This is a genomic window from Enterobacter sp. BIDMC92 (assembly GCF_001030225.1).
GTDB classification, from domain to species: Bacteria; Pseudomonadota; Gammaproteobacteria; order Enterobacterales; family Enterobacteriaceae; genus Enterobacter; species Enterobacter sichuanensis.
Genome location: NZ_KQ087598.1, coordinates 1,732,404 through 1,744,319 on the forward strand (window position 1 = coordinate 1,732,404; position 11,916 = coordinate 1,744,319).

Below are 11,916 nucleotides of genomic sequence, written 5' to 3' on the forward strand. Positions count from 1 at the left end.
GCCGGGGCAACTGTGGCGTGGTTTGTGCAACAGCCCGGAAGAGGACACCACAGGAGACGCTATGATCGCACTGCACGACTTTAATCATCTTCCGGCCCACGACGCGGGGGCGCTGCTTCACCCCTGCGTGGCGATCCCCGGCTGGGCCGACGCGCTGGTTCACGGGCGGCCTTACCCGAGCCGGGAGGCGTTGTTCATCACGGCGCAGGCCCTGACGCAAACCTGGGATGACGCGGCATTAACCCTCGCCCTGAGCGCGCACCCGCGCATTGGCGAAAAGCCCGCGGGCAGCGGGGCGGAGGCGGCGCTGTCGCGCCAGGAGCAGGGCGCGGTGAATGACCGTGATGCCGGGCTGGTGCAGGCGTTACGCGAGGCCAACGCCCGCTACGAAGCCCGTTTTGGACGGGTCTTTCTGATCCGCGCCAAAGGCCGCAGCGGTGAGGAGATGTTACAGGCGCTGCACGCGCGGCTGGAAAACAGTGACGCACAGGAGGTCCGTGCCGCGCTGGAACAGTTACGGGAAATTACGCTGCTACGGCTGGAAGGAGTCATTAGCGAATGAGTACGTTAAGCACACATATTCTGGATATCTCAACGGGCAAACCTGCAGAGGGCGTGACCGTCCATCTTCAACAGGAGGGGAAGACGCTCGCCACGGGGGTAACCAACGCGCAGGGGCGCATCGCCGCGTTCGTTCCCTCGCTGCCCGCAGGCCGTTACCGGCTGGTGGCGGAGATCGGCCCATGGTTTCGCGACACCGGTCGCGACACGATCTGGCCCTGCGCGCAAATTGATTTTGTGACGGGAGAAACGGCAGAGGAGCACTTCCATCTGCCGTTTGTGATTGCCCCCGGCGGATGGTCAACCTACCGGGGCAGTTGACCACACCTGCTCGCCGTTGACCCAGGTCTCGCTGATGTTGCGCTCGTCACCCAGGGTCATCAGCACAAAAAGCTGCTCGTAAATATCCCTGCAGCGCCGATTGCGCAGGCGCTGCAGCGGCGTCACGTCAGGGTCGATAACCACGAAATCCGCCTCTTTGCCGGGGGCGAAGTTGCCAATTTTATCGTCCAGCCGCAGCGCGTGCGCCCCGCCCAGCGTGGCGTGATAAAACGCCTCGCTGGCGCGCAGGCGGTAGCTCTGAAGCTGGCCGACCTTATAGGCTTCCCCCAGCGTGCGCAGCATGCTGAAGGTGGTGCCCGCCCCCACGTCGGTGCCGATGCCCATCCGCACTCTGTGCTGCCAGCAGGCGGGCAGGCGAAACAGCCCGCTGCCGAGAAACAGGTTAGAGGTGGGGCAAAACGCCACCGCCGAACCGGTGTCATGCAGGCACTGCCACTCGCTGTGGTGCAGATGAATACCGTGGGCAAACACGCTGCGCTCGCCGGTCAGGCCGTAGTGATGATACACGTCCAGATAACGCTCGTGCTCCGGCCAGAGATCGCTCACCCAGGCCACTTCGTTGGGGTTTTCGCTCAGATGGGTCTGCAGCCAGGTATCCGGGAACTCCTCTCTGAGCAGGCTGACCGCGGCAAGCAGCTCGGGGGACGAGGTCGGGGCAAAGCGCGGCGTAATGGCATAGCCCAGCCGCCCCCGGTGGTGCCAGCGCTGGATCAGCGCCCGCGTTTGCCGGTAGCTCTGTTTGGGATCTTCACTCAGGTAGTCCGGCGCGTGCCTGTCCATCATCACCTTTCCGGCAATGAGGCGCATATTCAGGCGCAGGGCTTCGGTAAACAGCGCCTCGACCGATTCGGGATGGAGGGTACAAAACACCAGCGCGGTGGTGGTGCCATTGCTGACCAGCTGGTTAATGAAAAATTCGGCAATCTCTTTCGCGTAGGCTTCATCGGCAAACTGGCTCTCCACCGGGAAGGTATAGGTCGTCAGCCACTCCAGCAGTTGCTCGCCAAACGCGCCGATCATCTCCGTTTGCGGGTAATGGATGTGGGTGTCGATAAATCCGGGCAGCAGCAGCTTGCCGCGCAGGTCGGTGTAACCTTTGTGCGGGTCAAGATACTGCTCACCCTCCTGCCAGGACATGTGCGCCAGAATTTTTCCGTTCTGGATAAACAGCACCCCGTCCTCAAGATAGCGCGCGTGTTGGGCAATCGCGTCTGCGCTGTCGCAGACCTGGGCAATGTCAAAAAATGCACCGCGGATCGCTGTCTGGTAATCCATCATGGTTCCTGCCTTAGTGTGTGCGTAGCGGGGTGATAAGGCTCAGCAAGAAGGGTGCCAGAATGAACAGGCCGCAGATAAACTGCGGCCGGAAGGGAAGGGTTACTCTTTTTGCGTCGCCACGCGGGAGCTGAACGACGTCGCCTTTGCCGTCTCGCGCTCTTCCCGCGCCAGCCAGCGGTAGGTTACACCGCCGAGGAAGACGCCGATAAACCAGCTGAAGTTTGCCACCTCATGCAGGGCCGGAATAAAGCTAATCACCAGACCCACGGCAACGGAGGGGATCAGCGCGCCAATGGCCTTCGGGTTAAAGCCGTTGCGGTACCAGTATTTGCCCTCTGGCGTGTCGTTGAACAGATCGTCGACTGACACCTTGCCGCGTTTAATCAGGTAGAAGTCGGCAATCAGAATGCCGAACAGCGGGCCGATAAACGCCCCAAGCACGTCGAGGGTGTAGTGGATAAGCTCCGGCGAGTTAAACAGGTTCCACGGGGTGAGCAGGATCGAGCCGACGGCGGCAATCATGCCTCCGGTGCGGAAGCTGATTTTCTGCGGCGAGCAGTTAGAGAAATCAAACGCCGGAGAGACGAAGTTCGCCACGATATTGATCCCGATGGTGGCGGTGATCATCGTCAACAGGCCAATCGCCACCGCCAGATCGTTACCCACGCGGCTGACGGTCTCAATCGGATCGGTGATCATGCGGCCAAACAGCGACTGGGTACCGGAAACAATCACCACGGTGACGATGGAGAACAGCAGGAAGTTAAACGGCAGGCCCCAGCGGTTACCACGGCGGATCTCACCCATGCTCTTCCCGTAGCGGGAGAAATCACCAAAGTTGAGCAGCGGGCCGGAGAAGTAGGAGACCACCAGCGCCGTCGCGGTGATCATCTGCCAGGTCTGCTCGCCCGCGCTCAGGGACTTGCTGGCGAGGGTAAAGGAGATCCCGTCAAAACCGGTCTTGTATACAATCCAGCCGGCGAGGGCCAGCATGACTACATAGACCGCCGGACCGGCGATATCAATAAAGCGTTTGATGGCGCTCATGCCGTGCCAGAAGACCATCGCCTGCAGGACCCACATAATAGCAAAGCAGATCCAGCCCAGATGCGACAGGCCCAGGAACGCGCCGGTGGTGAGCGAAGAGAGCGACGGCCAGAACTTCAGCGCCACCAGCATCAGCGCGTTAGCGGCCAGATAGGTCTGAATGCCGTACCACGCAAAGGCGATAAGCCCGCGGATCACCGCCGGAATATTGGCCCCGAAGACGCCAAAGGCCTGACGGCTGATCACCGCGTAGGGCACGCCCGCCATCTGGCTCGGTTTTGCCACCAGATTGGCGCACAGCTGCACAATACAAATTCCCACCAGCAGGCAGAGCAACACCTGCCAGCTTGCCAGCCCGAGCGTAAAGAAGCTCGCGGCGACAACATACCCCCCCATGCTGTGCACGTCCGACATCCAGAACGAAAAGATGTTGTACCAGCTCCAGTTCTGGTCACGCGTCGGTGCCAGATCCTCATTGCAAAGACGTGGGCTGTAAACCGCACCGGAATCAGCGGCCGTACCCTGTGGTGTATTTTGACTGTTTGGCATGAAACCTGCTCCTGTGAATGAAAACCCGTTGAGTGGGAGTGCAAACGGTGTTGCAGGATCCAGGCCAAAATAATAAATCTTGTATGCAATATTTTATTTTTATGTATACGATTCGATAACGGAAAGTAAAATTCGGAGTGGTGAATGAACAACATAAATGCCCTGCAGACCGCGCCAGACCTGCATGACAAAGACGAATCCATCTTCCAGGCGCTGATGACCGCGATTGTCGAACATCAGCTGCTGCCGGGGAGCAAATTACCTGAAGAGGCGCTGGCGGAGGTGTTTGGCGTGAGTCGTACGGGCATCCGCAAGGTACTGCAGCGACTCGCCGCTGTGCAAATGGTCACCTTAACGCCCAGGCGTGGTGCATACGTTGCCAGCCCGACGGTCGAAGAGGCGCGGCACATCTTCCGCACCCGCGCGCTGCTGGAGGTTGCCAACCTGCCGGACGTGCTGGCGCACTGTCAGCCGCCGCATCTTGCCGCGCTGGAGGCCATTATTCGCCAGGAGCAGCAGGCCCACGAGGCCTATGACGGTCCGGCGGCGATCCGCCACTCCGCCCGTTTTCACATTCAGCTGCAGGCCATCTCCGGCAATCAGGTGCTGACGGAGATGGTGACCGGCCTGAGCCAGCGCTCCTCGCTGGTGATTGCCACCTGGGGGGCGCCGTGGCGTCAGGGCTGCCGCTGTAACGATCACGAACAGCTGGTGGATCTGCTGCGCCAGAAGGCGCTCCAGCCGCTAAGTGATGCCTTAATGCACCATTTTGAACATATCGTCGCCAGCCTCTGCTTCGAGCGGGCGGGTGAGTGCCTGCCTGATTTTGCCCGGCTGTTCGCCGGTCACAAGGAGTCGTAATGTCAGTTTGTATACAAGTGATCAACCCCAACACCAGCCTGGCGATGACGGAAACCATCGGCGCGGCGGCCCGTGCGGTGGCCGCACCGGGCACGGAAATCCTCGCGGTCTGCCCCAGTGCAGGCGTGCCCTCTATAGAAGGCCACTTTGATGAGGCTATCGCCGCGGTGGGGGTTCTCGAACAGGTCAAACTCGGCAGGCAGCAGGGCGTGCACGGTCACGTCATCGCCTGCTTTGGCGATCCGGGTCTGCTGGCGGCGCGCGAGCTGGCGCAGGGGCCGGTAGTCGGCATTGCTGAAGCCGCCATGCATATGGCCACGCTGGTGGCGACACGCTTCTCGGTGGTCACCACGCTGCCGCGCACGCTGATCATTGCCCGTCATCTGCTGCACCAGTATGGCTTTCAGGATCATTGCGCGGCGCTGCACGCTATCGATCTCCCGGTGCTGGCGCTGGAAGACGGTAGCGGTCTGGCGCAGGAGAAGGTGCGCGCCCGCTGTATACAGGCGCTGAAAGAGGATGGCTGCGGCGCCATTGTGCTGGGCTGTGGCGGTATGGCGACGCTGGCGCAGGAGCTGACGCGCGAGCTGCGCGTACCGGTGATCGACGGCGTCAGCGCGGCGGTGAAGATGGTGGAGTCGCTGGTGGCGCTGGGGCTGTCGACCAGCAAGCACGGGGATCTGGCGTTCCCGGAAAACAAAGCGTTAAGCGGACAATTTCAGGCATTGAATCCATTTTAAAGGTGAGGAGAGACGCGATGGCGCTATTTGAACAGGATTACCCGCGGGATCTGCGCGGTTACGCGGGCAACCCGCCGCACGCGCAGTGGCCGAATCAGGCGCGCATCGCGGTGCAGTTTGTGCTCAATTATGAAGAGGGGGCGGAAAACCACGTTCTGCACGGCGATGCCGGGTCGGAGCAATTCCTGTCGGACATCATTGGTGCGGCCAGCTACCCGGACAGACATATGTCGATGGACTCCCTCTACGAATACGGCAGCCGCGCCGGGTTCTGGCGGATCCACAATGAATTTCAAAAACGCGGCCTGCCGCTGACGGTTTTTGGCGTGGCGATGGCGCTGGCGCGTCATCCGGAGATCGTCGAGGCGATTAAGTCAGCGGATTACGACGTGGTCAGCCACGGCTGGCGCTGGATCCACTATCAGAACATGGATCTCAGCCAGGAGCGTGAACACCTGCAGAAAGCGGTGCACGTTCTGACCGATCTGTTCGGCAAGCCACCCACCGGCTGGTACACCGGGCGCGACAGCCCTAATACGCGTCAGCTGGTGGTGGAGCACGGTGGCTTTGACTACGACAGCGACTACTATGGTGACGACTTACCCTTCTGGACGGAAGTGGCCTGCAGCGACGGCACCCGCAAACCGCACCTGATTGTGCCCTACACGCTGGATGCGAACGACATGCGCTTCGCCACCGCGCAGGGGTTTAATACCGCCGAGCAATTTTATATGTACCTGAAGGACAGCTTTGATGTGCTGTACGAAGAGGGGGAACGCGCGCCGAAGATGATGTCCATCGGCATGCACTGCCGCCTGCTGGGGCGCCCTGGGCGTTTTCGCGCGCTGCAGCGTTTCCTTGATTACGTCCAGCAGCACGAGCGGGTGTGGGTCTGTACCCGCCAGCAGATTGCCGATCACTGGCGGGAGGTGCATCCGTTTCAGAAGTAAGCGTGCCGTGTTTAGCCGGGTGGCGGCTGCGCCTTACCCGGCCTACGGGACAACGTTGGCCCGGTGGCCCTACGCCATCACACTCACCTGCGCCGCCACAATCCGCCACCCGTACGCAAACCGCACCCACGTCTGCTGCTGGCGGCCAATGCGCTGCGTGCCCTCGCGGGTAAATTCGGTGCTGCACACGGCATAATCCTCCCCGAAGGTGGTGATGACGGTGTGACGCAGCGTGCGCTGCAGCCCGGCGGCAGGGCGCGCCGCGCGAAAGGCGCGGATTTCATCAATCCCGTACAGGTTCTCACCCGCCCCCAGACGCACCGTGTTTTTGTCGTGCCAGAACAGCTCGTCCAGTACCGCAATGTTGTTGCTCACCAGCGCGTCTTCATAGCGGTAAAAGGCGGCCGTCACTTCCGCCACCACCCACGGGAGGTTGATGTCATCGTGATTCATCATACCGCTACCTCCGCCGGGCGGGCATCGGTGATTCCATTCTCCTCCAGCACGCGCGCGACGCGCAGGCAGGCCTGCTCGTTAAACGGCGCGGCAATGAGCTGCAGGCCAATGGGCATTCCCTGCGCGGTGCGCAGCGGTACGGTGGTCACGGGCAGGCCTAAAAACGAAATCGGCTGGGTCAGCATCCCCATGCTGGCGCGAATCGGCAGCGGCTGGCCGTTAATGTCCATGGTTTGCTCGCCCGCCAGCGTGGCGCTGCGCGGGGTGGCCGGGGCGATCAGCACGTCGGCCTGCGCGAAGAGGGTCTTAAACGCCTGCCGGGCATGCGCGCGAAACCGCTGGGCCTGAATGTACCAGGCGGAGGGGATCATCGCCCCTGCCAGCAGCCGCTCGCGGGAGTGCGGCTCAAAACGCTCCGGCTCGCGGCGAAGCGCGGGCAGGTACTGATTTCCCCCTTCGGAGGCGCTGATGATAAACGCCGCGGCGCGCGCCAGTTCGGCCTCCGGAAAGTGCAGTTCATCCTGCACGTCGAGCGCCTTCGCTACCCGCGCCACGGCATCTCTGGCCTGGGCGTCACACCAGGTGGTGAAGTAGCCGCCGAGCACCGCGCAGCGCAGGCCCTCCAGGCCGCGGTCGAGCAGGGGACGCGTCTGTTCATGCGGATGTTCTGCCTGAAAACCATCGCTGCTGTCCCGCCCCTGCAGCGCGTCGTACACGGAGGCCAGATCGCCCACCCGACGGGCAAAGGGGCCGATATGATCCAGACTGGCGACAAAGGGATGGCTGCCGGATCGCGACAGACGACCAAAGGTGGGCTTCAGGCCATAGATCCCACACAGGGAGGCCGGGACGCGAATCGAGCCGTTGGTGTCGGTGCCGAGCGAAAAGTGCACCAGCCCGGCGGCCACGGCGGCGGCCGAACCGCCGGATGAACCGCCCGCAATGCGCGTCAGGTCGTGCGGGTTACGCGTCGTGCCGTAGTGGCTGTTTTCGGTGGTAAAGCCGTAGGCGTAGGCGTCCATATTCACCATGCCGGTCAGCAGCCCGCCCGCGCTGCGCAGCTGGCGCACCGCGAAGCCGTCAGCGGTTGCGGCAGGGCGCTGGCTGAACAGTTCAGCCCCGGCGAGAGTGGTGTGGCCGACAACGTCAAACAGGTTTTTCACCGCGTAGGGCACGCCCGCCAGCGGCGGCAGCGGACGCTTTTCGCGGCGCAGGGTGTCGATATTGTCCGCTTCGGCGAGCATGCGCGCTTGCGTCACCGTGGTCCAGGCGTTGATCTGCGGGTTAACCTTCGCAATCGTCTCCAGCGTCTGGCGGGCGATCTCGCGGGCGCTCAGCTCGCCTGCGCTGAGCGCCTGCTGAATGTCGCTGATACTCATCTCGTGTAGCGTCATGCTTTATACACTCCTGCAATCTCCAGACGGTCGTCGAGCGGTAGCGCCATCAGTGGCGCGGCCATGCCGGCAATGCGGCTGAACTGCAGATGCAGCTCGGCGCGGCGGGCCTCATCCAGCGCAATGCCAAGTACGGACTCCATTTGCGCCAGATAGGCGTGCCACTCAGGTTGTACGTCGTTCATTCTTCTCTCCTCAGAATCCGGTGGCGGCGCCGTTGCTGCGTGGGTCGAACGCGCCTTCAAACAGCCCGTTCGGGTGGCGGACTATCGCACCCGCGTGGCCCATGGCTTCGCTAAAGTCCGGGAAAAGCTCTACGTCGTGACCGAGCCCCTGCAGGCGTGCGACAGTCTCGGGAGAAAAACGGCCCTCCAGTTTTAAGGTGTCCGAGGTTTGTCCCCAGGTGCGACCCAGCAGCCAGCGCGGGCGGGAGATGCTCTCCTGCAGCGGCACGCCCTGGACCACGTAGCGGGTAAAGAGGGCGGCCTGGGTTTGCGGCTGTCCGTCACCGCCCATCGAGCCGTAGACCATCACCCGCCCATCCTTAAGACGTGCCGCCGCCGGGTTGAGGGTATGGAACGGCTGTTTACCCGGCGCGAGGGCCAAAAGATGATTGGGATCGAGACTGAATGAGGCGCCGCGGTTCTGCCAGACGATGCCGGTATCGGGCAGCACCACGCCGCTGCCGAATTCGTGATAAATGCTCTGAATAAACGACACGGCCAGGCCGCTGCTGTCCATCACCCCCATCCACACCGTATCGCCGGGGCCTTTGCCAGCTCCCCATGGGGCGGCGCGGCTGTCGTCAACCCTGTCGGCAAGCGCCTGAAGGGCAGCGGGGTCCAGCAGGCGCTGAATATCGGTTTTCAGCTCGCGCGGGTCGGTGATATGGGCATCGCGCAGGCCAAAGGCCAGCTTGGTGGCTTCAACAATGCGGTGAAGGGTGTCGGCGTCGTCGGCGTCCGCCATGTTCAGCCGGTCGGTGATGCCGAGGATTGCCAGCGAGACCAGCCCCTGGGTCGGTGGGGCGAGGTTAAACACCTCCCCCTGCTGATGCTGCAGCGTCAGCGGCGTGGTGCGCCGGGCTGCGTGGGCGTGTAAATCGGCCAGCGTCACGGGCAGGCCCAGCGCCTCCATACCGTGTGCCAGCACCTCCGCCAGCGGACCGCGATAGAAGCTGTCCAGCCCGTCCTCCGCCAGCCGCTTGAGGGTGGAGGCCATCGCCGGTTGATAAAAGCGGCTCCCGACCTCTGGCGGCTGACCGTTCACCAGCCAGGTTTCCGCAAAACCGGGGATATCTTTCAGCTCGTCGAATTTACTCGCCGTGGCGTGAGCCTGAGAGGGCGTGACCGGCGTGCCGTGTTGCGCATACTCAATGGCGTCGGCCAGCAGGCGGGCCAGCGGCAGCGATTTACCGGTCATTTCACGTGAGACCTTAAGCGCCTCGTCCCAGCCGCTGACCGTTCCGGCGACGGTGAGCGCCGCCTGAGGTCCGCGATGGGGAATATGTGCCAGCCCGTCGTAGGCGGCGAGCGTCGCGCGCGATCCCGCCGCGCCGCTGGCATCGATGGCGATCGGGTCGCCCTGCGGCGGAACGATAAGCCAGAAGCCGTCACCGCCGAGGCCGTTCATATGCGGGTAAACCACGGCGATGGTCGCCGCCGCCGCCACCATCGCTTCGATGGCGCTGCCGCCTTCGCGCAGCACGGCCAGCGCGCTCTGGCTAGCAAGATGGTGGGGCGCAACGGCCATTCCGCGTGTGGAAACATTACTGTGCATGAAGAGTCCTCATAACCCTGAAGGTCACAAGGCGCTGCAAAAGTTGTTCCAGTTCTGAAAGAAAAGTTTCAGTAAACTGGCACGTATAATGATACGTATAATAAAAAGCAAAATGTGATGAAACAAAAGTTACAGAGGCGCTATGGAACAGTTAGATGAACGTCTGAAAGCACAATACCCGTCGCTGTCGCCGCAGGAGCAGCGGGTGGCGGATTTTATTTTCGATCATTTTGACGACCTGATCGGCTACAACAGCGCCGAGCTGGCGCAACTGAGCGGGGTGTCGAAAGCGACAGTCAGCCGTCTGTTTAAACGCCTGGGCTATGAGAAATATAAGGACATGCGCGACGAGTTGCGCACCCTGCGCCAGAGCGGGATGCCGCTTACCGACAACCGCGACGCGGTGCAGGGCAACACGCTGCTGGCGCGCCACTACAAGCAGGAGATGGCGAACCTGACCCAGTGGGTTAATGCCCTCGACGCGCAGCAGTTTGCCGAGGCGATGGCCTGTATGGTGAAGGCGCGTCGCATTGTCATCATCGGCATGCGTAACGCCTATCCGGCGGCGCTGCACCTGCGCCAGCAGCTGCTGCAGGCGCGCGGGCAGGTGCTGGTGCTGCCGCAGCCGGGGCAGAGCCTGAGCGAGGAACTGGTGGATTTAACGCCCGACGATCTGGTGGTCATGATGGCCTTTCGCCGCCGCCCGCGCATTATCCGCCCGCTGATGCAGCAGCTTCAGAGCAGCGGCATTCCGGTGCTGCTGATGTGCGAGCCGCAGGCCCACAGCCTGTTTCCGCTGGCGAGCTGGCAGCTCTGCGCCCCACTGGACAGCGTCTCGGCCTATGACAGCTATTCGTCCGTCAACAGCCTGATCAACCTGCTTTCAAATGCCTTGCTGCATGAGATCCTCGATAAAGGCCGCCCGCGCATTCACGATATTGCCTCTCTCTACCAGCAGCTGGATGAACTGGAACAACGATAATGGGGCATCAGGCTGGTGCTTTGCATTGAAATGGTGCAGAACGGCGGGGCGAAAATGGGGCACATTTTCGCCCCGCCCGCGTTTTATCAGGCGTTAACAGAAAATTCTCCGCGCTGCGTTATCTGGCACATTAGTTGCAAAAACACATTCAAAGAATCTTTTGTTTCATGTTAACGTTACGGGGAAGCACCATGAAAAAACTGTTAATTGCACTGGCCGGGGCCGTCTGTCTGTTCACCAACCTGCCGGTAAAGGCTGACCAGCTTCAGGATATCGAGAAGCGCGGCACTATTCGTATCGCCGTACCGCAGGACTTCCCGCCGTTTGGAACGGTGGGGACCGATCTCCAGCCGCAGGGCTATGACATCGACATGGCGCGCTACCTGGCCAAGCAGATGAAGCTCAAGCTGCAGCTGGTCCCGGTGACCAGCGCCAACCGTGTGCCGTACCTGCAAACCGATAAGGTGGACCTGGTCATTTCCAGTCTCGGGAAAAACCCGGAGCGCGAGAAGGTGATCGACTTTAGCCGCGCCTACGCGCCGTTCTTCCTCGGCGTGTTTGGCCCGAAAGGCGCCGAACTGAAAGATGCCGCCGCCCTGAGTGGAAAAACCATCGGCGTGACGCGTGGAGCAGTGGAGGACATGGTGCTGACCAGCCTGGCACCGAAAGATGCCAACGTAAAACGCTACGAAGACAATAACACCACGCTGTCGGCGTATCTCTCCGGGCAGGTGCAGTACGTGGCGACCGGCAACCTCGTGGTGGCGGCCATTTCGCGTCAGAACGCGGCGAAAGCCCCCGTGCCGAGCTTTATGCTGAAAGACTCGCCGTGCTTTATTGGCCTGAAGAAGAACGAACCGGCCCTGAAGGCAAAAGTGGACGCGCTGATTGAGCAGGGCATTAAGGACGGCACGCTGAACGGCCTGTCCGAGCAGTGGCTGAAGGCTCCTCTGCCGGCAAACCTTGGCGCCTGAGCC

General features: G+C 61.8%; 12 protein-coding genes and 1 pseudogene. 7 read left to right on the forward strand and 6 right to left on the reverse strand.

The annotated features are described in order from the left end of the window. Positions 1-61: 61 nt before the first annotated feature. Together uraD and uraH are read left to right on the forward strand one after the other, a co-directional pair. Entirely contained in the window at positions 62-562 is a 501-nt protein-coding gene (uraD, locus tag SP99_RS07895) for a 2-oxo-4-hydroxy-4-carboxy-5-ureidoimidazoline decarboxylase (protein ID WP_047958217.1), read from the forward strand. Continuing rightward, complete coding sequence (gene uraH, locus SP99_RS07900) at positions 559-882, forward strand: hydroxyisourate hydrolase (RefSeq protein ID WP_047958218.1); 324 nt, start codon at positions 559-561, stop codon at positions 880-882. The genes uraD and uraH overlap by 4 nt, the downstream gene beginning before the upstream one ends. On the opposite strand, the gene guaD is transcribed toward uraH, so the two are convergent. Then, positions 862-2,178 carry a guanine deaminase gene (gene guaD / locus SP99_RS07905; protein ID WP_047958219.1) on the reverse strand — a complete coding sequence of 439 codons (1,317 nt, stop codon included), beginning with the start codon at positions 2,176-2,178 and terminating at the stop codon, positions 862-864. The two genes, uraH and guaD, sit on opposite strands and share 21 nt — an antisense overlap. A 102-nt stretch (positions 2,179-2,280) precedes the next feature. Continuing rightward, on the reverse strand, positions 2,281-3,777 hold the full coding sequence (locus SP99_RS07910) for an NCS1 family nucleobase:cation symporter-1 (RefSeq protein ID WP_047958220.1): 1,497 nt from the start codon (positions 3,775-3,777) through the stop codon (positions 2,281-2,283). Positions 3,778-3,921: 144 nt separating this feature from the next. Between SP99_RS07910 and SP99_RS07915 the strand changes: the two genes are divergently transcribed. The 3 genes and pseudogenes from SP99_RS07915 to puuE all read left to right on the forward strand — a co-directional run bounded on the left by SP99_RS07915 (position 3,922) and on the right by puuE (position 6,328). After that, positions 3,922-4,638: a GntR family transcriptional regulator gene (locus SP99_RS07915; protein ID WP_047958221.1), complete on the forward strand. Its 717-nt coding sequence runs from the start codon at positions 3,922-3,924 to the stop codon at positions 4,636-4,638. Further along, positions 4,638-5,511, forward strand: a pseudogene (gene hpxA / locus SP99_RS07920) (allantoin racemase). Before SP99_RS07915 ends, hpxA begins: the two are co-directional and overlap by 1 nt. Next, positions 5,429-6,328, forward strand: a complete 900-nt coding sequence (gene puuE / locus SP99_RS07925; RefSeq protein ID WP_231584272.1) for an allantoinase PuuE — start codon at positions 5,429-5,431, stop codon at positions 6,326-6,328. Before hpxA ends, puuE begins: the two are co-directional and overlap by 83 nt. Positions 6,329-6,397: 69 nt before the next feature. Here puuE and hpxZ read toward each other — a convergent pair whose 3' ends face one another. From hpxZ to hpxW, 4 genes are read right to left on the reverse strand one after another with little or no spacing between them, the layout of a single operon-like run. Continuing rightward, positions 6,398-6,784, reverse strand: a complete 387-nt coding sequence (gene hpxZ / locus SP99_RS07930; protein ID WP_047958223.1) for an oxalurate catabolism protein HpxZ — start codon at positions 6,782-6,784, stop codon at positions 6,398-6,400. After that, the gene (locus SP99_RS07935; protein ID WP_047958224.1) at positions 6,781-8,178 is read right to left on the reverse strand and encodes an AtzE family amidohydrolase; all 1,398 of its coding nucleotides are present in this window, start codon (positions 8,176-8,178) and stop codon (positions 6,781-6,783) included. Before SP99_RS07935 ends, hpxZ begins: the two co-directional genes overlap by 4 nt. Further along, the gene (hpxX, locus tag SP99_RS07940; RefSeq protein ID WP_025755912.1) at positions 8,175-8,363 is read right to left on the reverse strand and encodes an oxalurate catabolism protein HpxX; all 189 of its coding nucleotides are present in this window, start codon (positions 8,361-8,363) and stop codon (positions 8,175-8,177) included. The genes SP99_RS07935 and hpxX overlap by 4 nt, the downstream gene beginning before the upstream one ends. Before the next feature lie 10 nt (positions 8,364-8,373). Then, positions 8,374-9,957 (reverse strand): oxamate amidohydrolase, encoded by a 1,584-nt coding sequence (gene hpxW, locus SP99_RS07945; protein ID WP_047958225.1) that lies wholly within the window; start codon positions 9,955-9,957, stop codon positions 8,374-8,376. A 142-nt stretch (positions 9,958-10,099) separates the two neighbouring features. Here hpxW and hpxU point away from each other — a divergent pair, with 142 nt between their 5' ends. Together hpxU and SP99_RS07955 are read left to right on the forward strand one after the other, a co-directional pair. Further along, positions 10,100-10,939: a MurR/RpiR family transcriptional regulator HpxU gene (gene hpxU, locus SP99_RS07950; RefSeq protein ID WP_047958226.1), complete on the forward strand. Its 840-nt coding sequence runs from the start codon at positions 10,100-10,102 to the stop codon at positions 10,937-10,939. 191 nt (positions 10,940-11,130) lie between these two features. Continuing rightward, positions 11,131-11,913: a transporter substrate-binding domain-containing protein gene (locus SP99_RS07955; RefSeq protein WP_047958227.1), complete on the forward strand. Its 783-nt coding sequence runs from the start codon at positions 11,131-11,133 to the stop codon at positions 11,911-11,913. The last annotated feature ends 3 nt before the right edge of the window (positions 11,914-11,916 follow it).

What these genes read in the sequence shown, in the direction of transcription:
- uraD (WP_047958217.1), top strand. Translation starts at nt 62, where the DNA reads ATGATCGCACTGCACGACTTTAATCATCTTCCGGCCCACGACGCGGGG.
- uraH (WP_047958218.1), top strand. Translation starts at nt 559, where the DNA reads ATGAGTACGTTAAGCACACATATTCTGGATATCTCAACGGGCAAACCT.
- guaD (WP_047958219.1), bottom strand. Translation starts at nt 2,178, where the DNA reads ATGGATTACCAGACAGCGATCCGCGGTGCATTTTTTGACATTGCCCAG.
- SP99_RS07910 (WP_047958220.1), bottom strand. Translation starts at nt 3,777, where the DNA reads ATGCCAAACAGTCAAAATACACCACAGGGTACGGCCGCTGATTCCGGT.
- SP99_RS07915 (WP_047958221.1), top strand. Translation starts at nt 3,922, where the DNA reads ATGAACAACATAAATGCCCTGCAGACCGCGCCAGACCTGCATGACAAA.
- hpxZ (WP_047958223.1), bottom strand. Translation starts at nt 6,784, where the DNA reads ATGATGAATCACGATGACATCAACCTCCCGTGGGTGGTGGCGGAAGTG.
- SP99_RS07935 (WP_047958224.1), bottom strand. Translation starts at nt 8,178, where the DNA reads ATGACGCTACACGAGATGAGTATCAGCGACATTCAGCAGGCGCTCAGC.
- hpxX (WP_025755912.1), bottom strand. Translation starts at nt 8,363, where the DNA reads ATGAACGACGTACAACCTGAGTGGCACGCCTATCTGGCGCAAATGGAG.
- hpxW (WP_047958225.1), bottom strand. Translation starts at nt 9,957, where the DNA reads ATGCACAGTAATGTTTCCACACGCGGAATGGCCGTTGCGCCCCACCAT.
- hpxU (WP_047958226.1), top strand. Translation starts at nt 10,100, where the DNA reads ATGGAACAGTTAGATGAACGTCTGAAAGCACAATACCCGTCGCTGTCG.
- SP99_RS07955 (WP_047958227.1), top strand. Translation starts at nt 11,131, where the DNA reads ATGAAAAAACTGTTAATTGCACTGGCCGGGGCCGTCTGTCTGTTCACC.